Raw genomic sequence first — 23,017 nt, 5'->3', positions numbered from 1 at the left:
TCTATTTGATTTTCGTTTTATTCTACCCATCCATGTTGCTGACGAACTTTTATCATTGCCGCCAGAATATCGTTCCATGTTTTTTGCTGGGTCATTACATCATTGGCAAACATACATCCATCCCAACAAATGTGTTTAAAGGCTTTAGTAAGTACACCTGCTTCATTGCGGAGCCAATAGCCCGCATCATTCGTAATGTCAAGCTTACCATTTGGATCTGTTGCCAGACAATGGCGACCTGTTTTATCATGTGAGCCTGTTCCATGAACCGTACCATCATTCTGAGCTACATGGAAGTCAATCGTCCATGGACGAAGCGCATCAGTCAGTTTTTTTAATCCTTCAAGAAATGTGGCTCTGTCGCCCCATTGAAAGTCTTCCGGTAGAATACGGGCTTCGGGTGCATTATAACCCAGTAAATATAAAGTGGTATGCGACATATCAGCCTGAAAACCGATATTCGGGCGGTCAACTGCTTCCAGAGTTTCGAGCATGGCTTTCCACGAGTGCATACCGCCCCAGCAAATTTCACCTTCAGTGGCCAATCTTTCGCCATAATCGGCTGCCACATCACAGGCTTCTCTGAATGTCTGCGCAATCAGTTTTGAATTACCAACCGGATCGGCTGCCCAGCTTTCTACACTACTTGCTGAGTCGATTCTGACAATGCCATGCGGGCGAATACCTATTTTACGAAGTTTCTGAGCAATTTCGCAAGATTTACGCACCATTTCTACAAACTGCTTGCGTTCATCGGCAGAGCCCATCGCAGGGCCACCCCAGATCGGAGCAACCAGACTGCCTATTTCAAGATTATGCTTAGCAACTTTATCGGCCAATCTTTTTACGCCATCATCTGATGTGTCCAAATCATAATGAGGGTCGAAAAGACCTAAATCAACACCATCGAATTTCACACCATCTACCTCAGCCGCGGCTGTCATTTCGAGCATGGTGTCCAACGAAATGGGTGGTTCTGAATCCGGCCCTTTTCCTACAATACCCGGCCAGGTAGCGTTGTGAAGTTTGGGATAATTATTTTCCATTGTTTAATAGATTTTGAGGTTGTATTGTTACTGTTTTAATTTCAGGCACTCGCTTCAGGTGGGTGTGCGCTATACTATATTACTAAATCGGGGTTGTTAGGGCCAAAGTGCTTCAACATTACAATCGGGTCGCAAGATGAATGGTTGCTGATGGTTACGCCTTCAACAGCCGCTTTTTCTGTGATGAAAAACTCATCGTTTGTCAATTGTCCGTAACGGATTAATGAAGGTGTTTCGATGTCCCAAACGCCCATTTTTCCATGTCCTTGCATCATAATGATACCATAAGCAGCACTATCTTTAATGGTGACGGTCTGCCCTGGCAAAATGGTTAATTCTTTAGCAGAAAACGCCTCAGAACGATAGCAAATCCAATTTTCTATGTATCCTTCGGCTTCCATCTCCGCTACAGGTTTAACAGGTTTTGGAGCCATGAAACGTGTTTCTAAGATATTCGGATTGGTATTCAATTCCCAGTCAATGACACCCATCAGCTGGTCATAATTACCAATCTGATCTGGTGGAGTACCATTCCACAATAGTTCTTCAGGAATGATGGCTTCATTTACCAGAGATTGATACATGGCAAATACATCAGATGCTTTTTGCGGTTCGTAGGTACACATACTTCCCGGTGCGTGCAACATGCCGGGAGGCACATCCCAACCCGTACCGGGAATCAAAGGGAATGCCTGAGAAAACATCGTTATTTTATTATCTCCCTTCGTGAAGTTCATTAAACATTCTTTGATTTGCTCTTTGGTGGTGCCCGGTGCAATACCAAAAAATGTATAGGGGAAATCGCCGCCATGATTATTTAACTGCGGAGGAAAATAGTAGGCCTCCGGCTTTCCTAATTGGCCAATTTTGGCAGCTTCTTCGTCATTATGGTGTATATGGTGCGGTAATGGCCCCATGTTATCAAAGAATTTCGAATACATCGGCCAGCTTTTGTATTCATCCCAAAGGCGGTTTCCGATTATTTCAGCGCCCAGTTCATCAATAGCGTCTTTGAGTAATACTTGCTCGCCTTCGTTTAAAACAACAAAGCTCAATCCCTCATTCTCTCCTGTTAGGGGGCCGTTTTTTGCAGGTGTGGTTGAAGATAGCCAACGCTCATCAATACCGCCTCGTACCCCACCTAATACGTAATAATCATCAGGGTGTAATTTTATTCTTCGTCCGGGAACACAAAATGAACGGGGAACCCAGGTCGGAGCTAATCGTAAAATACCTTTTCCTTGTTCTAATGCTTTTTGTGCGATACTTAAATTTGACATAATGTAATGTTTGGGGTTGAATGTATTTTGTAGTTTTATATCTCTGATGCTTTTATTTCTAAATCAAATGTGCGGGTTTCGTATGGATTCAGAAAAATCAGCTCGTTATTGGCTCTTGCATGTGCCTGGCCTATGGGGGGATTCGTAGCGGGCTCCAGGCCTGTTACGTATTCGCCTTTGCCCCAATGCTGCCAGTTTATCAAATGAGGCAATTCATTTTTATTAAAGTTTATTTCTACCTTTAGCCCTATTGCAGCATTTTGAAGTCCACAGGTACATTGGCCGCTTGCATTGGCTGTAGGGTCAATAAATACTACTTCTTCACCGGTACCCAGATGGGCATCTAAAGGAGCCGGGCATTTTTTAAAATCATTACCCTCTTTGAAGATACTGGCATTTTCATGACCAAACCGTGGTTGCCATTGGCCTTCCCACAAAATTTCTGTTCCTTCATCAACCATTGGATACCCGAAATTGAAATGGTATAGAAGCATGAATGGCGCGGGGGTATTGCCACGATTGATTACTTCGTCATGAATCCGGATAGTGGCCTCACCCAGTTTCCCGGAAATCGTCCGTCGCAACTCTAAATTGGGTCCAAACACCTTTGTTTCTTTGATAATGCCAGTAATACTCATTTCCATTTTGCCTGCCACGGGGTCTGGCTGAATAATTGACTCAATTTCAGCAGGTATATTGGATATTTGCCCGTGAATACCTCTTTCGCCGAATGCATCTTTTTCAGGCCCGCCCACGTGCGAAAGTCCGCAGGTAGTGAGCAACCCACCTCCAAAGGTTTTAAGCCAGTCGATTCCTTTGTCTGATTGTGGTTGCGGAGAAGTGAAGCCTCCATGACTCAACCAAGCCAAGCTATGCTCATTATAGAAAGCATCGGCAATGTCCATTCCTCTGTCAAAAACAACTTTGTACCTTAAACCCGTGCCGGTATTTATCCAGGCGATTCTATTTCCACGCCCCAGCCCGTTATCTAAAATAGAAGTTTCGATACCACCCAGCTGAGCCGGATTCGAGATTTTATCTCTCCATCCTGCCTCACCGAATGTAGAGGATTCTGCTTTTCTTTCAAAATTCATACTCTGATACTTTTCTTTGATGTTTGTCAAGCATCAATCAAACATTTGGATTTAGTTTTGTACTATTTGATTGTTAATGTGTTTACCTGCCAGATACAAATTATTTAATGGTTCTTTCATACGCTTTTTAAGGCAGGGTGTGTTGCAAAATGATAAAGTTTGATAAATCCCAAACCGAATAAACGTTTACTAATTTATGCCAAAGCCCGGAAACCTATCTTATATCATTTTACAATTGTTTCAATCTTAAATTACGGTATTGTACTTTCATGGGTGGCCCTACGTGTACCTGTACGCCCAGAATCCCTTTTGATTTGCCATTTACTAAATCGTTGTCTGTTACGTCGCTCATCAAAACGCCATTGATGTAGTGTTGTAACCGATTGCCTTTTATAACCAGATGGAAGGTATTCCAATCTTCACTTTTAATTTTTGTTTTCAGGGCTTCGTTTTCTCCTAAACTTCCGGTAACCTTCAGTTCAGTCCAGGCATTTCTTTGCACTTTTGCTCTCACATCTTCCGGTTTCCAGGTGCCGCTTTGTGGATTGATGCTTGTAATTTGTCCGCGATAGGCTAAGGTTGTGCGTCCGCGCTCTTCATAATTCTGCCCGGTGTAGCGATTGGCTCCGTCTATATCGGCCTGATACCCTCTCAATGCATAAGGTACATCGGATAGTCTTTCACTCCGATAGTTGATACCTGAATTCCCTTTTTCAGTGATATTAAATTCACCTTTCAGCTCAAAATCGGCCGGTTCTCCTCCTTTCCATACAATAAATGAATTGGTTTTGAGTAAGGTTTCCGGAGTAATTTCTCCTACCAGATTACCATTTTCTACCCGCCAGTATTTTGTGTCTCCTTCCCAGCCATTCAGCGTTTTTCCATCGAAAATAGACTTAAAACCTTTTTCGCTCTGACTAGAATTTGATGCCTTACAACCTGTTAGCAAGATAATGAAAAGTAAAATTACTTGGCTAGGTTTTGAAATATTTTTTGTTTTCATTGTATTATTTTTGTTTTTCAAAAATGCTTAAGCGTGACACACTTGTTTATCTGTGTGCCACGCTTTAACTCTATACTATTCATTTTTTTGCTTCAGCTTTCGGCGTAAACATAGGATTGTTCTCATTACCACCGGCCATCAGATAAGCCATCAGGTCTTTAAACTCTTCTTCATTCAGACTGTTGATTAATCCCTGGAACATGATTGAAACATTGGATGTCTTTTTAGAAACAACATTCTTTTTCAATACTTTCTCAAGGGTTTCCGGAGAGTATGGATTCTGAGAAATATAATAGGCAACGTTATCCTCATTAACCAGACGACCCATAATCGAATTGCCATTTTTCAGACTGAATTGAGTGGCCGCATACTGGTCTGATACTGCTTTGTTAGGGTCAACAATTGCTTCCAGCATATCTTTCGCCGAGAAGCGTGTACCTAATTGTGTCAAATCAGGGCCGGTTGCGCCACCTTCGCCTCTCATGGTGTGGCAGGCTTTGCACGTAGTAGCTGCAAACATGGCTTTCCCCTGCTCAAAATTGCGTCCGGTTAGTCCTTGTTCTATTATCGGAAGTCCGGTCCTTAAGTTCCAGAAGCGACCGGGGCCTTTCGGATAAGCCGACGAAACTAAATCATTACCCGATTTACTTAACATTTCTGCACCCGAAAGCTTATCAAAATAATCTTTTTTGGAATCTGTAACGTTTTTGAGGGCTAATTTACGAGATCTATCGATGAAGCCAACGTAGCTGCGGCCACCTTTATATTTGAAAGCATCGTTGAACCATTTAAAGTAAATTTCCTGCTCTTCCGGAGTCCATCCGGTTTTTGCCATGGTCAGAACGTTAGCATAATAGGTGTGCTGTGCCGGAGGAATATTGGCCAGCATGGCAGCAATATCGCCACCATATTGTGAGCTTCTCAGAATCAAATCGCTTGAAGCAGTTGCTGTTTCCTGCATGAGTGCATTGGTGCCCGGCTCTTCTTTAATGGTCATCAAAGCCAATGTTTTCTTGATAGCACTCGGCTCGTCAAGATAATGTAAAAGCTTGCTTAGCGAACGATTTAATTGTGCTGAATTTGCCGGATAAAGGGGATTCAGATAAGCTGTTACCTTTGCTCTGTTTGTGGCATCGGGTTGTCCCATTCTTAAGAATGCCAATTCAAAAGCACGATACACATCCAGTTGTTGTGCTTCGTTCAAGGCTTTTATATTGATTCCCATCAGGGCATTCAGAATTTCGCTTTGCTTGTCGCCCTTACCCATACGTATCAATGAAATAAGTATTTGTGTGGAAGCAACCGGGTCTTTTTCTTTCAGCGCTAAGTCCTGCCATTCAGCTACGGGTTGATGCTCAATAGCTAAACGGGCTGCATAGCGGATGAATCTGTCCGGATTTTTCAATTGCGGCCAGGCTGTTGCAACGGCCTCTTTATTTGGCCCTCCTGTATGAAACTTTTCCAGATTTCTTCTTAAAGCATTGGCGGCATTAATAGGAGCAGCGGCAACCGGAGCGGTGCTTTCGGTGCCGGTGTAGTACACCCGATACAAATCTGACTCTAGCCTGCGGCCACCTGTAAGGAAATATAGGGCACCGTCCGGGCCAATCACACCATCAGTCAATGGTAATGGTAACCCTGACAAAAACTCATCTCTGGTGGCAGTATAAGACGAACCCGAAGGTTTGAGGTGAATGGCATGGACAATTCCAAAGCTCCAGTCGAAAGCCAATAGCGTATTCTTGTATTTAGCCGGAAACTTAGCATCTTTTAAATGGAGCAAATTGGTGGGTGAACCCTGACCGATATTGATAATCGGAGGTAAATTGTCTGCAAAAGTCGGCGACCATTTACTGTTGCCGGTTCTCCAACCAAACTCGCTGGCACTGGTTGCGTGCGTAATACGCGTTGGGCGATACCATGGCAAGCCAAAGTCCCATTCCATGTCGGCATCATACACAAACAAGTCTCCGTTTTCATTAAAAGCCATATCAAAGGCATTTCTGTAACCGGCGCTTATCAGCTCCCAGTTTTTGCCTTCCGGGTCGGTATGTGCAATCCATCCGCCGGGTGCCATACGGTCGTTGGCGTGTCCACGGGGGTCTTTGATTAGCGGAAATAAATTATCTTCTTTCCAGTTTGATGGCAAGCGATACGAATCCATCGGAGGTACATCGGTGTGGTTTCCTGAAATGACATATAACGATTGTTTATCAGGAGAATAAATGACACTGTGGGGGCCGTGTTCGCCATCACCATTCATTTCTTTCAGGAGCGTAATCTTATCAAACTGGTCGTCGTTGTTGGTGTCTTGTAAGCGGTAAAGGCCACTTTTTCTTGGGAAAATCCTGTTAGATTTAGTGTTATTAATCATTACATACAGGCTGTTAAAGGCATATAACAGACCATGCGCATAACCCATACCTGTGGTATCAATATTCGGGCTGATGCCAATCTGAAGTTTTTCGACTTCAACTTTTCCGTTGGTCGTACCAATGGCAGGAATTTTTACACGGAATAATTTTCCGTATTGGTCAGAGGCAATAATCCGACCTTTGTCGTCGAAAGTCATAGATACCCATGAGCCCTGATTGCTCTCTGAAGGGCTGTAGAGATGTTGAGCCGAAAAACCTTCCGAGAGCTTCAGCTTCTTAATTTTCGGATCATCATTATTCGATGCGGGCGGTGGCGGATTTTTCAGCAACGTAAAAGACGCGGCTAATACGACGGCTGTTAATCCGACAAAAAATTGAATGGTTCGTTGATTGGATAACATGATTTTTATATGTTAAGGCGAAATAATTGAGGTTTTTATAACCAATACACAAATATAAAAATGAACTCATTAATGATGAAATATGAGGTATTAATGATGCTTAAACGAAATTTAAGCGAAGCATTAACACCCCTATTTGTTTCTAAATTACATTCATTTTTTTACTTATGAAGCGTATGAATTATCTTTTTAACTAAATCAAAAATGAGGTGACAGTGCCGCTTCATCAGCCGGTAACCCATAGAGTACGGCAATGTTGGTAAAGGCATTACCACGCACTGTTGCGCCTTCAGGATAATAATATGCTACCGGATTGGCTTTAATTCTATTACCATAAGCGGTAATAACTTCAACGGCTGTACCTGTGCGCACTAAATCAAACCAACGCTTGTTTTCAAATGCCAGTTCACTTCTGCGATCCTGATGCACCTGTCTTCTCAGATCTGCCTGAGCAGTCGTTGTGGCATCCGGTAATCCTGCACGTGTACGCACCTGATTAAGGTATGGCAGTGCTTCTGCCGTTTTTCCCTGCTCGGTCAATGCTTCGGCTAAAAACAGAAGCGCTTCTGAATAACGATAAATCGGGAAGTTATTGCCTGTATTACCATGTAAAGAATGTGGTTTTGCAAATTTTTTGATATAAGGGAAAACTTTGTTGGCTCTCAGGCTTCCGTTGATGGTAACATAAGCGATGGTTTCATTTTTCCGCTTATCGCCTGCTTCAAAAGAATTAATCAGATCAGGCGTTGGCGCTCCGTTTCCTTCGCCGGTTAATGGTTGTGGATTCGACGTTTCCGTAATAGGCTTTAATTCTTCCGGACTCATCGGACGAGGCAGGTAGTTATAAATAATAGCGCCATTATAGCCGGATGCTCCTTCCTGAAACTGTACTTCAAAAATAGATTCTATGTTATTTTTGTTACCGGTGTTGGTTGAGAACGCATCCTTGAAATCAGGCATCAATTTGTATTCGCCACTTGCTACAATTTCTTTCAGTAATTTTTCAGCTTCTGCCCAGTTCTTTTTTACGATATACACATTGGCCAGTAACATTCTGGCAGTGCCCGAAGTAACTCGTCCTGCTTCTTGTTTTGATTTTGGTAAAAGCCCCGTGATAGCGGCAGACGCATCTTTGATAATTTGCGCATAGACCTCATCAACACTTGCTAATGGCAGCGCTGCTTCCTGACGATTCGTCACCGGTGTAAGGTGCAAAGGTACTTTACCAAAATATTGTACTAATTCAAAATATGCATACGCCCTTAAAAACTGAGCCTGACCTTTCAGGTTATTTTTAGACTCTGCACCAAATTCAACTTTATCTATTGAAGTCAGAATCTGATTGGCACGGGCAATTATCTGATAGTCAAGACGGTACTGATTTAAAACATGGGTGTTTGAAGTAACACCATTAGCGGTCGGCACGGCAAAGTCTGCTATGTCTTCCTGTTGCTCGGTTGCACCAAAAAGGATATTTCTATAATAGTAGGCATTATCGGAGTGCATTTCGCTTAAAAGCCAGGCACGATCGTTGACAATAGCGCGTAAAGGCACATAGGTGGCATTAACTGCCTGCTGGAAATCAGCTTCTTTGGTAAAGAATATGGCGGTACTGAGGTTGGTTTCAGGGACAACCGTCAAAAAGTCTTTGCAACCCGTTAACCCCAAAAACATAAACAGTGCTGTTATAATTATTTTTTTCATTTTCTTAAGAATGTTTACGTTAATTAAAAGTTCAAGTTTATGCCAAGTGTATAAGTTCTTGGAACCGGATAGTTCGAAAAGTCAATACCCTGGCTAAGGTTTCCTCCATTACCATTTCCGTCACCTTGTGCAGATGTTTCAGGATTTGGCCCACCCCAGTATTTTGTAAATACATATAATTGTTGAACTGAAGCGTAAATGCGAGCAGATTTGAAAACTTTATTACTCCGTGGAATAGTATAGCCCACCGTCACGTTTTTAATTGCAAAGAATGAAGCATCCGCAATAAAACGGCTGTTCATCCAGTCTCTTTCAATACCTGTTATGTTACCCCCACCTACGGTAGTTCCATACATGCCTCTTCCCGGATTTGATTCAGAACGGAAACGGTATTTCACTCCTTCCACCATATTAAATACACCATCAAGATTGGCAGTACTATAAATGTGGCGAACTAATAATTGATTGCCCTGCGAACCCGACCCAACGATGCTTGCATCAAAATTACCATAAGCAAAGTTGTTGATGATACCATAAGTAAATTTAGGAAAAGGATTACCCATGATCACTCTGTCATCAAAATCACCACCGTTAGTAATGATACCATCACCATTCTGATCAGTCAACTTGATACTACCTACCACAGAACGACCGGGTACTTGCGGAGAGTTTTTCAGGTCTTCGGCATTTTTATACATGCCTTGTGAAATATGTCCGTAGAATTGGCCGAAAGGATAACCCACTTTGGTGATGTGGAAAGTTCCGTATACGCGGTCAATACCTTCTGCCAAAGCAATTACTTTATTACGGTTAATTGAAAGGTTTGCATTGGTGCTCCATTTGAATTTCCCGGTTGTATTCTTCGTATTCAGTGCAAACTCATGTCCCCAGAATTTAATTTCTCCGATATTATCGTTAAAGTTACCGAACCCGGCTTCCTGCGCGATTTGCACGCTATAAAGCAAATTGGTAGTACGTTTTGTATAATAATCATATACAAAAGTGATGCGGTCATTGAAGAAACCTAAGTCTAAGCCAAGATCTAATTGTTTGGTTGTTTCCCAGCCCAGGTTGCTATTGGCTAAAGACGATACAACAGCCCCAGGTGCCACGGTATTGCCAAAAACAGCATTTACTGTATTGTTTATCAAAGCATAAGGCGTGTAGTTACCTATATTATTGTTACCAATTACTCCATAACTTGCTCTTAATTTTGCAAACGATATCTTCGGCATTGATTTGATGAATCCTTCATCCGAAAGAACCCATCCCAACGAAACCGATGGGAAAGTACCCCAGCGATTGTCGGAACCAAAACGCGAAGAACCATCACGACGAACGGAAGCAGTTAACAGATACTTACCCTTGTAATTATACGTAAGTCTTGAGAGCACAGACGTCAACGCCCATTCCTGAACACCACTGTTGGTACCGCCACGGTTGATGTTGATAGCGCCCTGAATAGTTGGCAGGCGGTCATCGGCATAAGTGTCAGCCTGGATGCGCGTGCTTTCCTGTTGGAAACGTTGTTGTGAAAACCCTGCCAGAATCTCAAAGCTATGGTCATTTATAGTTTTACTATAAGTAGCCAGGTTTTCGTTCAGCCATGTAAGGTTTTCAAAATTCTGGCGTATCGAAACTGCCGTAGTCGGAATGGCAACGTTGATTGCACTTGTGGCAGTAGATGGGTTAAAGAAGAAAAACTTAGTACGTAACATTTCAACATTGAAAGTCGATTTCAGGGTCAACCCTTTGATTGGCTGATACTGGATGTACGCATTGGTTATTAAATTGGTAGTTGAGGTCTCATTCACCAGTTCGTCTGCAGCTCTTACCCAGTTCGGATATGCAAAGATGTTTCCGGTGCTGGGAGGGAAGCGGTTAAACAAGGTTAAAGTTTTGCCATCCTGCTCATAAATGGGCATTATAGGCCAGGTATGCAAGGCATTGAACAAAATACCTGTTCCTCTGTCACCATCGGTTCTTGGCGTATTGTCATATACATACTGAGGAGCAATATTAAAACCAACAGTTACTTTGTCAGAAATATCATATTCTGAGTTCATTCTTAATGAATACCTCTTGTATTCATTATTAATTACAACCCCTTGTTGATTGAAAACTCCCCCAACAAATGATGTTCTTGATTTCTCTCTGTTCGAAGTAACCGTCAGATTATAACTTTGCACAGGAGCCGTTCTTAACAAAGCCCGGTACCAGTCATTATTTTTACCTCTGTATTGTGAAGGATTCTGAAATTCAGCAGGAACAGCCTGGCCTGCATCTTCATACGATTCTTTCTTAAACTGAGCAAATTCTTCAGCATTAAGCATTTTAATCAATCCTCGGTCTGGCACATGTTGTATGCCGGCAAAAGTATTGAAAGATACATTTGTGCCTGCCGATCTGCCTTTTTTAGTCGTAACCAATACCACACCATTGGCGGCTCTTGACCCGTACAATGAAGTAGACGAAGCATCTTTCAGAATAGAAATATCTTCAATTTCATCCGGATTCATGGCTCCTATATCGCCCGTAATCGGAAACCCATCAATTACATACAGTGGGTCACTACCGGCCGAAACCGATAGTTGTCCGCGAATCCTGATGCTCATTCCCTGGCCGGGCTTTCCTGTTGTCTGATTTATTTGTACACCCGCTAGTTGCCCTTGAAGCTTTTGCCCGATTTGAGATACCGGAATATCTTTTATCTCTTTTGCTCCAATGGTTTGTACTGCACCGGTTACATTCTTTTTTAATTGACTACCATAACCCACAACAACGATTTCCCCTAATAGCTTTTCGTCGAGTTCCAGGGTTATGTTTACCTCAGTTTGATCGCTTACTGTTACCTCTTTGACTTCGAAACCAACAAAGCTGTAAACCAATACAGAACCTTTTGCTGCTTCAATTTTATAAGTACCATCACCCCCGGTCTGAGTTCCTTTCGTTGTTCCTTTTATTGAAACGTTTACTCCTACCAATGCTGTGCCGTCAGAACCTTTAACAGTACCCTTTATTTGTGAGAACGCAAAAGATGAGCAGAATAGAATTAGCAAAAAGGTTGATCCCATTACACAAATCCTACTCAAATGAATAGTAAATTTAGATTTCATAGATACGCTTGATTTAGGATGAATAAAAGTAGATATTCTTATAAAGACATAAATAATTTAGGTTTTTTTATAAAATTATTTATTTCCTATTCGTAGAGCATCCTGTACACTTCTGTATTTGGCGAAAAAAATCATATTATATATTAAAATATTACCATAATTTAATATTAGGTTTTTATAAGGAGATTTTTCGTAGTATACTTTTTGAAGAATCAGCACCGGAAAGACCTTGTATTGGCAACATAGATTTACTTATTAATGCGCTTATATTCAGACCATTACGAATAGACTCATAACCTTCTCCTTCCAGCTCAGAATAGTATTGGCTTTCCATTGATAACCTCCAAAGACTATTTCAATACCATTTATAAATGGCACAGGCATTTATTTTAAGGAATAATTGATTATAGCTTAAAATATTGAGACGAATTGAATCAATAAAACAAGAAGGTAAACTCCGTGATAAGACAGTGGTTTTACTGACTGCAGAAAGTAATACGTATCAAACTATTGGTATTCATGAGTTTCAAAGAAAAACCATAGAAGACCTGATGAAGGATGCTTACAATACTGACAACAAAGTTTATTTAAAACAGAGCCCGATTGGATTGATGATATCCAATTTGCGAAGACATTAAAACCACTATTAATTTTATTGTTGAGGTGCTTTCTGGTGTATAGGGATTCAAATGATGTTTATATGATAAAATCTTATTTGAAAAAACACCTGCTCTATTTGCCTAAAATAGCCATTTACCAGAAAGCAAGTCATTCTAAATGCATTTTTCTACAAAATACGCTTGATTTACATTGGAAATACGTAAACAAACCTGACACTCAATATAATGTTTTCTTATCCTATTGGTCAAATTACAGAAGACGATATACACCTATTATTAAATAATGTCCGTAAAAAATACCCGTTTCTGTCAAAGAGACAAAGTGATTATGTTGCCGTAGAGTTTTTATTAGAACAACGTGCGTTGGTATCGAAACAATATAAAGTTTCAACTCACCTCACGTGTGGAGATCTGATTGAATTGATTGTATCAGCAATTGTTCTGAAATTTGATTTAAACACTGCTGATGATATTAAAGCTATTAGCCATGATAAATTATACCAGCTGTATAATGATATAATCTGGCTCAGAATATGGCCGAAGTTACATTTTCCGGATACTGATGACACAGAAATTAAAAGCCTTGTATGGCAATCGTTTCTCAAAAAACTTCGCAAAAATTCATCTTCCAGACTCTTTTGTATCTATAATGGAAAACTCTGCCTGAAACAAACTCTTTTTCAGGACTATTTAATGAGTCAAATGACCATTCTTGCATTAAAGAAAGCCGATCGGGTCCATGATCGATTACGTTTTTTAGAGTACAGTAAATATTTCGAACAATTAATGAACAATGCTTTAAGATGGCGCCTTGCAGATAATCTAAGTGAAGATGATTTCAAAGATATTATTTCAGAAAAAATAATGTATTTCTTAAAAGAAATCCATGAGCCCGACTTTAAACTTACATCTACACTAAGCACCTATTTCTATTCGCTTGTAAAAAACGGTGTGATAAACTTCCTGAAACAAAAAGGGGCACGTCCACATGTTCCGATAGACGAAATCACCAAAAAAGAAGAAATTGAGTACTTTTCTGAGGAAGAACGTAACTTTATTGAAAGTGCAGAAATATACACACAGTTGGTGCTGAAAGAATGCAGAAAGGCCACAGAGCGAACGCAAGATACTATAATGATGCGTGTTAGGGGTGCTGATTACGCAACAATAGGGCGTGTTTTAAATGAAACGGATAATAACGTTGGAACAATCGTTCACAGATTCGGACTGAAATTGCGTAAAATGCTAAGAAACTTAAACCAATAATGAAGCAAGAATATAAGGCATTAATCGACAGATATGTAAACGGCACAGCTACTGGCGACGACCTGGTGCTTATTAACAGCTTAATTATAGAAAATGAAGCGTTCCGCAAAAGGTTTGAATTAAAAAAAGCATTGCATGCAGCATCTGACCTTGAAGATGAATTTCATTACAGTAAAAAGCTAAATAACCTACTGAATCGGCATGCTGCAAAAAGAACACGTATAGTTAGGGTGGTTGTAGGTATGGCTGCTTCATTAATTATCATTGTGGGGTTATTCTATTTTATTAAAACCGCCTCTACCAGCGCGTTTACCACAAACGTAGGTTATTATGAAGTCAACTACGAAGGAGGCACCGGTTTTTCAGGTAATCCGGATAAAAACAAACCTGTGTTTATCCGGAAAATAAACATCCGGTTTATAGCTAACAAACAGCAAATTGATACTACTTACCAGATTACCAATACAGATTCGTTAAAGATTACGTTGCCTAAAATTACAAATGAGCTTAAGCAATCAAACATCTCCAGTTTATATGATTATAAGCTTAAGACATCGCTGCTGTTAATCAATAAAGACACTTTTGAAATCCGGAAAAGTCTGAAAGTTGAAAAACTTCACAAATACAAGAAATGAAATATCCGATTGTATATAGTTGCCTGCTAATTATCATAATCTCTAACTACAAGACCGCCTATTCACAGTTTCCAAATAACGAGTGTAATTGCAGGGCGGTCAAGCTGGTTACAGGTGCAAACCCACAAAGTCTGGCATTCTATACTAATAATGAGGCTCAGAAATTTGTTGGAACACTGATAAGTTTACTGAACAGGCATCAGCCTATACCTTTTGTTGAACGTATTACAGTTGTATCTGGTACATGCTTACCAAGCGACATCGCCGTGGCCACAATATGTGATGGTACCACCGCTCCAAAAGGACGGTACATTCTTTATAACAACAAGCGCATGGATGACATCTTAAACCTGAAAAATGGCGCTGATCAATTTGTACTTGCGCATGAAGTAGGCCATCACACGCACAACCATCTTCATTTTGATAAAATCAACAAAGAAGCTGAAAAACAAATAGAAGAGGCTTATAAAAGCAAGAATTTCGGTATTGAAAAGATAAAGCATATACAGGAACTCGAAGCAGATGCGCTGGCCATCTGGTTTTTGAGGCTGAATAACCCGAAAATTGATAAATCTCAGATATTGAATATGATAAAAGGGATAAGCAAACTTGTGAATCAGGCCCCCGATGAAGCCACAATAGACCACCCGAGTTTCGAAGTACGCAACCTAATGGCAGGTAAGATGCTTGATAATTGGCAGAAAATTTTCATCAATGCTACATTACCTACTGACAAAACAAGAAAATTTGTTGTAGATGAAATAGACAGTGTTTTAATCGCAGCAGAGGAGTCGAAAATCACTGAAAAAGAAAAGGAATTAAAAAATCAGATCTTTCATCACAGACGAGCGATAAAACTGGTTGATTCGGCAAAGGTATTCAACGCAGCCGGCGATTATGGGAAAGTCATTAAATACTATGATGAAGCCCTGAAAGAACTGGAGCTTTCAGAGTTTTATACTGACGAAGAAAAAAAGAATATTGTTGAACCTTTGGAAGCCAGCAGAAGAATAGTAGCTAAAAAGAATTTTTTCGCGGTTTATCCTATTGTCGGAGTGCAATACATTATACCTGATTTGAGTACCATTTCCAATCTACGGCCTGGCAGGCAACCAATTGATGCCGCCGCAAGGCCAAGCTTTTTGGCAGGCGTTCGCATGGGTTTGTATAGCTGGAAGCGAAAATCGTGGTATGAAATGAGTGTCATTTATACTAAAAAGGAATTCAACACATTGGTTGTCAATAAAAATACCAAGAATGCCGTAGAGCTTTTTACCATGAACTCTCTCACAGCAGGTTTGCATTATACTTTTTCCAGCCTGGCAAACAGTGAAAAACCCAGCCAAAACTGGAAAACCGGATTCGTAGGTACAATCGCTCCCACTTACAATTATTATTTCGCCAATCAATACACCAACTATGTAATACCGGAAAACCAAAGGAATCTTAGTGTGCAGCCATCTATTGGTGCTACTGTTGGTTTGGGACTTGAGAAGATAAGCAGAAAAAGCAATAAAGTTCTCGGCAATTTCAGAATAATGGCAAACTATTCTTATGAGAATTTTAAGCTGGGGACAACTGAACCGGTCCGCGGAAATTTCAATGGCACATTGCACCAGCTAACCTTAAGTGTTTCTTATCGCCAATGGTAGTGATTAATACTATGAGAAACTTATATATTCCTTTTATATTATTGTTTATAATCTTGGGTTGTGAAGAATATGGCCCAATCGAAAAAATAAACCTGATAGCCAACAACCTCAAAAAACTACCATCCAGAAACTTCAATGGATGCCTGATAAGGTATAATCTGAAAGGATATTATAATCGGTTAAGTGAATCGGTTCAGAAAAGGGCTGTTGACAACGCATTTAGTATGTGGCAAAATGCAAATCCAAACATGCTCTACACTAACTTTTCTGATACGACCCGTACAGAAATCACTATAAAATTCGTAAATCCCGGTTTACTTAAAATTGATAGCGAAGTAGGAGATTTCGGAGTATTACAAACGAACATGCAGCCACTTTCTCAATTGAAACAATTCAGAGGTGTTCGATACGAAATTTTACTTGATAACTCTTACAATTGGGATGAAAGCTCAATAACAAAAGTAATTGGATATCAGATTGGTAGTTATCTGGGTTTCCCATCTTCTTCTGACGCCGCCTCTATCATGAATTCTATATCTTCTTTGGCAAGTTCTGTTTTATCCAAAGAAGACTCTATTCTGTATAATCAGCTTTATCCTCTTCCATGTAAAGATCTGGATATGAGCTTTCTGCCACTATCGCTGAGACTCTCAGGCTCATTATCAGGCGACGTAAAACTTGAAAAGCCCGGCACTATTTTCATACGTTCAACAGGAACAATTACTGTTGGAACATTTATCGGCGATTGTACTGCGGATGGTAAATTTCAGTTCACTTATCTGGGAATACCATTTGATGTGGATACTTATGCCTACAATATTGAGCCTACTTTTCCTCACGGTGCTGTAATGTATAAAATCAACAACGAACAAAAATGGCGCTTGTGTAAAAGCAATTGTGAGTTCACTACCGCCGGTAATGAATACATAACCCTTACTCTTCAGATAAACGACAATGACACCTCCGAGAACACAGGAGCATTTAACGTTGAAATAAATTATAAATAAATAATTGCAATTCTTGTTACCTTCTGCATGGTGATGGAATCTACTTGAAATTAACCTGTAGATCCTATGAAAGAATCTGAAATACCATGTAATAATCTGCATGAAGTCATCTACATTTCGAACAAAAACCGATATGAGAGACTTCATAAAAGAGACATTCTATACATTGAAGCTCAAGGAGCTTATGTAGACATCTTTGCTGTAGGCGGGAAAAAGAATCTTTCAACGCACTTGAAAAGCTTTCTTAGCCAGATCGACGACCAGTCGTTCATTCAGGTATCCCGAAAACATGCCGTTAATCTTATCCATATTCAGGAAGTACTAAGCGACTCGGTAATTGTAGGCAAGCAGATTATCTCAACCGGCAAAATGTACAGAAACAATCTGCTGGAGAAACTCCCTATTATTAAATCCAAAATATAAGCCTGGTTTTGTTTCGTTAGAAAGATTACCGTACCCATAAGAAAATATATTCTTAAGAATATATTTTTAAGTAATTTTCTACTATTAAGATTCAACTTTTGCTGTGACCTTTAAATACATTCTGGGAATTTGTTCAAAAATCAATTTCTAGTGAAAATTACAATTCAGCCAAAACAATAAGTGAAATACTAATTTTGTTCTCAAAGATTATCGGTATCTCTATTGTTTTCTTTTATTTCTGTTCCATTATTGTCATATTTAAAAACCGATAGACCCTTCACTTGTGAATGGCCTATCGGTTAAATTTAATCAACCACCTGAACCGCCGGCACCGCCACCGCCATTGCCTTCACGGGGAGGTTTATATGGATCATCATCGTCGTCAGTTGCAAAAAAATCTTTTTTGTCATGGAGCTGGCTGCCCTGTTCTTTTTTCTGAGGAGCCACCGCGTCATCATTACACGATGTGAGCGTAAAAGCAAGCATTCCGGCAAGTACATAGAATACTTTTATTCCACGAACTTTGCGGTTCGTCAAATTGCTTAGATTTGTCTTCATTTGTAGATATTTTTTAGTTAGCAAAAAATTTTCTGAATTAATCATAAATGTTCGACAGATACAAGAATTTGACTCAAAATTTAAAATTCCGGTAATAATTATGATTCAACCCAAAGCCCAATACCCATTTTTCTAATAAAAATCAATGGTTTTAATCGGTTCAATTATTAGCCTGTTAAAGTACCGATAGACCATTTACAATAAATGGCCTATCGGTTAAATTTAATCAACCACCTGAACCGCCACTTCCACCACCAGCTGAGCCTTCACGGGGAGGTTTATATGGATCATCATCGTCGTCAGTTGCAAAAAAATCCTTTTTGTCGTGGAGCTGGCTGCCCTGTTCTTTTTTCTGAGGAGCCACCGCGTCATCATTACACGATGTGAGCGTAAAAGCAAGCATTCCGGCAAGCACACAGAGTGCTTTTATTCCCCGAACCTTGTCATTCGCGAAATTGTTTAGATTTACCATCATTTCTAGATATTTTTAGTTTATAAAAATTTCCGAAATGAGCGAGTCTTTCACCGGTTACTTGAATTGCTCTTTCTTGGTTATATATAAAAGACAGGGTAGATTTATTACACTTTTTTTTACACTTTTTTTTACACTTTTTTTTACACTTTTTTTTTGTGTAAAAATCAACCCTTTATTGTTTATCCTGAGTTAAAATCATTGAATGTCTGTTACCTTTTTTAGTCTGCCAGAATTAAATAGAAAAAACACCGACCCAATTATGCTACAAAAATTTACTGATAGAGAAATTGTAAAAGGATTATCGAGCCGGGACAGAAATTTATGCAATGAAATAACCAAGCAGCTATATGAGCAAAATAGTAAAATAATAACTAGCCTTGTGATTAGAAATCAGGGATCAGTGGAAGACGCAGAAGATTTGTTTCAGGACGTCCTGCTTACTTTTTTTCATCAGGTATGGGATGAAAAATTTGAACTTCAGGACACAGCTAAAATCAGTACTTATTTATATTCTGTAGCTCAGAATAAATGGCTGAAAAAGTTGAACAGGGACAAAACAAAAAATGAGCATATATTAGGATTTGCCTCAAAGTTTCTGAAATTCGAATCATCGGCTATTGATAAAATAATTGAAAAGGAGGAAACCATCATTGCAGAATCAGTTTTTCAGAAACTTGGTAAACTCTGTCAAGAAATTTTGAAAGCGTACTATTTGGATGAGAAATCAATGGAAGAGATTGCACAACAGTTTAAATTCTCCAACGCAGCCACTGCCAAAGTGCGTAAGTTCAGATGCATGCAAAAATTAAGCACCTTAATATGAATATGAAAACAACAAAAGGACAAGAAGAGTTTGAACAAATTGAGTCCTATCTGATAGGTAAAATTGACAGCGAAACAAGGGCTTCTTTTGACCAAAAACTAAAAACTGATAAAGAATTTTCAGATAAAGTGGAGAAAATCAGAAAATCGATTAATCTGGTGAAAGAGTCCATCATAGAAAATACGGTGGTCGATACATTAAAGGATTTACAGACTGAAGAACGAAAGCTTAGGGAAATGTCTCAGCGCACAACTAAATTTCCGATCAGAATAATTCTACGTAATGGTTTAAATACATCTTTAGCTGCATCAGTCATTCTGATGATTTACTTATCAATTGCTCCGGTTCATTTTCCAGATACAGAAAATGACTTCAATATTACCAGAGGTATTGATAGCACTCAGTTTACTCCAGAACAAAGAGCCGCTTTCAGTAATTTTTTTGACGGGCAGGCACATCTTGTAGAGGGTAGATACTGGCTGGCGGTAAAAGATTTTCAAAAGTCACTGGAAGTGAAAAATATAAGACCCTATTTCAGAGAAGCTGCAGAATGGCACTTGCTATTAGCGTATATTAAAAGTAATCAGCCTTATAAAGCCGAAGCCGTTTATCAGAAGTTCAAATCATGTAACAGTTGTGAGTACCCTATTGATAAATTCAATCGCTGGAAACTCTGGTGGCAAATTCTGTGGGCGAAAATTCTATAAAATTGTTATGTGCATATTTGCTCCATTCAATTGTTATATGATAGTCAGCTTTGGCTTGTCAAAGAAAAGCCAGGAATAAAATACACATTAGTTTTGTTTTCTAAATATTACACCTCTTTTGAAAGTAATAAATAAGATACCTCCCGATAAGAGGAAGACTAATACCAATAGGACATACTTTTGATTGCTGATTGGTTGAAAAATTGCCTCCTCATCGCCAGTCAGAATCATATTAGCCCAGAAATGCGGATGATTGAATTTATTGGCAAACTTTGAATTTATAAAATCAAGTTTCGTTTTTTGTAAGGCAATATCTTTTGGTAGTCCTTTTTCCAGATAATCATGCATTCTTTCCGTCAGCAATGTAGCACTTTCATCATTGGTAATCCACAACGTTGATACAGTAGCCGGGCACCCGGCAAAACTAAAAGCCCGGGCAATTGATAACATCCCTTCTGACTGATGAAGTTTGCCAATACCTGCATCGCAAGCACTCAGCACTACCATTTTTGTATTAAGCAATTTAAGATTATATATCTCTTCCATGGTAAGTTGAGAGTCCCCTTCCGGATAAAAGTAGATAGTAGACTTATTAGGGAACTGGTAGTTGATCTGCGAATGTGTGGCAAAATAAATCACATTAAAATCCTGATAGTATTTCAGAAAATTGCTTTTAGTGGCTTCTTTACCTAAAAGAATCTCGTTGGCGATGGTAGCTATCTGTTTTTCTGAATTAGGCAAGTACTTCAATGAAGATTTAAGGTATTTGTCGTTGAACGGAGCTATTCCAAGCGTTTTAACCGAAGTCAGTTTTCCGGCATCATGGGTTATTTGCTTGGCCGAATAAATATATCTGATACTATACTTCTTAATTAAAAAATCATTTGCTGATTGCCCCGACTCCAACACTTCAAAAGGTAAAAAGTTAATTAACCAGTCTTTTTCAATAATTAATCGGGTATGCCCGGGAATATACTCCTTAATCGGATATATCAGGTAGCTGTACAAAAAAGATGACAGTTTCGCTCCTTCATAATTACCAAATCCCGGATTCTGATAAAGTATATTTTTATATGCGTTAAGACTATTAACAAATGCTTCTGTAATTACTATTTTTTTAACTTCAAACAACTGTTTAGTAACAATCACAATAAACATTTCTTCCTGCGTGCTAAAATATGACAGAAAAGCCTCATTTATTGCAAGATTTTTCTGAATATCTTCAAGTTCAGTTTTCTCAACCTCGAACTTAAGCCTGTAATAATCCGGAGATTTTTTTTCTATCAATCTCAACAGGTTAATTCTTTCAATTTCCAGGTTATGAAGATATTCATTTCTACTTGGCTCAATTTGTTTTTTTGCCTTCAAAATTAAGGCATTTAGGCTGTCTTCTTTTTTAAGAAGGTTTCTTGGAACAAAATCAGGTTTGATACTTGAAATACGTAGAGACTCATTCAACTCAGTAGATTTACTATTTTCAATCAGATAGAGCACATACTTTTTATCGTTAACATTGCCTAACAATCGGAATTTTTCATATGCTATTTTTACAGCTAACTGATATGAAGAATGTATTGAATTATTAAAAATCAATTTAGATTCAGACTTATCATAATTGTTTCGTGTGTCTGAAATCAGATTCAAACAATTTTGAATTACTTCTAATGATAAATACAAATATTTTGTATCATGAAATTGCAGATAGAGACCGAAAAGCATTTCACTCTTCTTAGTAAGTGCTTGTACTCCTAATGATTGATTTAGCAACCTTTTACCGCTTGGATTCTCAAATATATCTTGACTATCAAAGTCAATAAAATTGGCACTCAATGATTTCTGAACAAAGGATAAACTGATTTTAGAAGAATTTGCTTCATACAATTCACTTAGTCTGAGGTAAGCCTTAGTTAGTGTCCGATGCTTATGTTTTTTACTATTTATAAGCATTGCTATACTTTGTAAAAAGTACATTTCAGCTTCTTTTTTTTTATCCGTTCTTTGATACCCAATACCAATGTTATACAAAATAATCGCTTTCAGATCAATATTTTCACCCATTTTCTTGCTTGCTTCAAGCATCTTGGTCAGTTTAAAAGCTTTCTTCAAATTATTAATCCCCTCAGTATATCTCCCGTTAAGCATCAGACACCATCCTAATTGTCCTAATATAAAACACTTAAGCTGATTCTGCTCTTTTTGATCCTGATTTACCTTTTCAATGCATCTTAATGCTTTCGCATTCTCTCCTAACATCTCATAGAAATCACATAAATTTGTCAGAATGTATCCCTCATCTTCTTTCAAATTAAACTTCTGAGCCACCAGAAGTGCTTTCTCAATAAATATGATTCCTTCTGGATAGTCACTGTAATTGTTTAAGAATCGTCCGTAGTTGTTGTAATAATTAGACACATAATCTGGTATTTTAGCCTCAACATAAGGGCTTTTTGATAACAGTATATTAGCCTGTTCAAAATAATACTTGGCTGAGTCGGCAAAACTTAAGCCTTTAAACATGGTAGCCGTACTGGCATACAATTTAAAAGCAATAGTATCTGCCTTTACCTTACTTTTGGCCTGATAATATATTCCTTCTTTACACTTATCTAAAGCTTTTTGATAATCTGTATTATAATGATAAACTGTGCTGATATCTACACATAGGTTACTCATTCTTGTGAAATCATTCGTTTTTTTTGCCTCAGCAAATGCTTTTTCATAATAACCAAGAGCCAATTGCACATCCGTATCAAAGTAATTCTCGGCCATAGCTCTGAATTTATCTGATAAATTTTGCGAAAAGGTGTTAAAGGCAATGAAGGAAATAAAAAA

Annotated in this window: 17 protein-coding genes; 7 read left to right on the top strand and 10 right to left on the bottom strand. The window is 38.9% G+C overall.

All coding sequences use genetic code 11. From position 1 onward, the window contains the following. Nucleotides 1–17: 17 nt before the first annotated feature. The 7 genes from AC1RRY_RS01570 to AC1RRY_RS01540 form a co-directional block, all read right to left on the bottom strand. Nucleotides 18–1,046, bottom strand: a complete 1,029-nt coding sequence (locus AC1RRY_RS01570) for a sugar phosphate isomerase/epimerase family protein (protein WP_492818656.1) — start codon at nucleotides 1,044–1,046, stop codon at nucleotides 18–20. Nucleotides 1,047–1,120: 74 nt separating this feature from the next. Further along, nucleotides 1,121–2,326, bottom strand: a complete 1,206-nt coding sequence (locus AC1RRY_RS01565) for a hypothetical protein (RefSeq protein ID WP_492818658.1) — start codon at nucleotides 2,324–2,326, stop codon at nucleotides 1,121–1,123. 35 nt (nucleotides 2,327–2,361) lie between these two features. Next, complete coding sequence (locus tag AC1RRY_RS01560; protein WP_492818660.1) at nucleotides 2,362–3,420, bottom strand: aldose 1-epimerase family protein; 1,059 nt, start codon at nucleotides 3,418–3,420, stop codon at nucleotides 2,362–2,364. 229 nt (nucleotides 3,421–3,649) lie between these two features. Next, complete coding sequence (locus tag AC1RRY_RS01555) at nucleotides 3,650–4,423, bottom strand: 3-keto-disaccharide hydrolase (protein ID WP_492818662.1); 774 nt, start codon at nucleotides 4,421–4,423, stop codon at nucleotides 3,650–3,652. A gap of 79 nt (nucleotides 4,424–4,502) precedes the next feature. After that, complete coding sequence (locus AC1RRY_RS01550) at nucleotides 4,503–7,199, bottom strand: c-type cytochrome (RefSeq protein WP_492818664.1); 2,697 nt, start codon at nucleotides 7,197–7,199, stop codon at nucleotides 4,503–4,505. A 198-nt stretch (nucleotides 7,200–7,397) separates the two neighbouring features. Next, the gene (locus AC1RRY_RS01545; protein ID WP_492818666.1) at nucleotides 7,398–8,903 is read right to left on the bottom strand and encodes a RagB/SusD family nutrient uptake outer membrane protein; all 1,506 of its coding nucleotides are present in this window, start codon (nucleotides 8,901–8,903) and stop codon (nucleotides 7,398–7,400) included. 23 nt (nucleotides 8,904–8,926) lie between these two features. Beyond that, complete coding sequence (locus AC1RRY_RS01540) at nucleotides 8,927–11,977, bottom strand: SusC/RagA family TonB-linked outer membrane protein (RefSeq protein ID WP_492819288.1); 3,051 nt, start codon at nucleotides 11,975–11,977, stop codon at nucleotides 8,927–8,929. Between the two features lie 887 nt (nucleotides 11,978–12,864). Here AC1RRY_RS01540 and AC1RRY_RS01535 point away from each other — a divergent pair. The 5 genes from AC1RRY_RS01535 (at nucleotide 12,865) to AC1RRY_RS01515 (ending at nucleotide 17,622) form a co-directional block, all read left to right on the top strand. Further along, nucleotides 12,865–13,905 (top strand): RNA polymerase sigma factor, encoded by a 1,041-nt coding sequence (locus AC1RRY_RS01535; protein WP_492818668.1) that lies wholly within the window; start codon nucleotides 12,865–12,867, stop codon nucleotides 13,903–13,905. After that, nucleotides 13,905–14,540, top strand: a complete 636-nt coding sequence (locus tag AC1RRY_RS01530) for a hypothetical protein (protein ID WP_492818670.1) — start codon at nucleotides 13,905–13,907, stop codon at nucleotides 14,538–14,540. The genes AC1RRY_RS01535 and AC1RRY_RS01530 overlap by 1 nt, the downstream gene beginning before the upstream one ends. Continuing rightward, nucleotides 14,537–16,192 carry a hypothetical protein gene (locus tag AC1RRY_RS01525; RefSeq protein ID WP_492818672.1) on the top strand — a complete coding sequence of 552 codons (1,656 nt, stop codon included), beginning with the start codon at nucleotides 14,537–14,539 and terminating at the stop codon, nucleotides 16,190–16,192. Before AC1RRY_RS01530 ends, AC1RRY_RS01525 begins: the two co-directional genes overlap by 4 nt. Nucleotides 16,193–16,203: 11 nt before the next feature. After that, a complete protein-coding gene (locus AC1RRY_RS01520; protein WP_492818674.1) occupies nucleotides 16,204–17,199 on the top strand; it encodes a matrixin family metalloprotease in 996 nt (331 codons plus the stop codon). Between the two features lie 66 nt (nucleotides 17,200–17,265). Then, entirely contained in the window at nucleotides 17,266–17,622 is a 357-nt protein-coding gene (locus AC1RRY_RS01515; RefSeq protein ID WP_492818676.1) for a LytTR family transcriptional regulator DNA-binding domain-containing protein, read from the top strand. A gap of 309 nt (nucleotides 17,623–17,931) precedes the next feature. Here the strand turns inward: AC1RRY_RS01515 and AC1RRY_RS01510 are convergent, their stop codons facing one another. After that, the gene (locus AC1RRY_RS01510; protein ID WP_492818678.1) at nucleotides 17,932–18,180 is read right to left on the bottom strand and encodes a hypothetical protein; all 249 of its coding nucleotides are present in this window, start codon (nucleotides 18,178–18,180) and stop codon (nucleotides 17,932–17,934) included. A 226-nt stretch (nucleotides 18,181–18,406) separates the two neighbouring features. Beyond that, complete coding sequence (locus AC1RRY_RS01505) at nucleotides 18,407–18,655, bottom strand: hypothetical protein (protein WP_492818680.1); 249 nt, start codon at nucleotides 18,653–18,655, stop codon at nucleotides 18,407–18,409. Between the two features lie 259 nt (nucleotides 18,656–18,914). On the opposite strand from AC1RRY_RS01505, the gene AC1RRY_RS01500 reads away from it, so the two are divergent. Next, the gene (locus tag AC1RRY_RS01500; RefSeq protein WP_492818682.1) at nucleotides 18,915–19,478 is read left to right on the top strand and encodes an RNA polymerase sigma factor; all 564 of its coding nucleotides are present in this window, start codon (nucleotides 18,915–18,917) and stop codon (nucleotides 19,476–19,478) included. Nucleotides 19,479–19,480: 2 nt separating this feature from the next. Then, nucleotides 19,481–20,185, top strand: coding sequence for a tetratricopeptide repeat protein (locus AC1RRY_RS01495; protein ID WP_492818684.1), 705 nt, complete (start codon nucleotides 19,481–19,483; stop codon nucleotides 20,183–20,185). Nucleotides 20,186–20,272: 87 nt separating this feature from the next. Here AC1RRY_RS01495 and AC1RRY_RS01490 read toward each other — a convergent pair whose 3' ends face one another. Then, complete coding sequence (locus AC1RRY_RS01490; RefSeq protein WP_492818686.1) at nucleotides 20,273–22,954, bottom strand: CHAT domain-containing protein; 2,682 nt, start codon at nucleotides 22,952–22,954, stop codon at nucleotides 20,273–20,275. Between the last annotated feature and the right edge of the window lie 63 nt (nucleotides 22,955–23,017).

The organism is Emticicia sp. GW821-FHT11C11 (genome assembly GCF_058808615.1).
This window is presented reverse-complemented; position numbering and strand designations above follow the sequence as displayed.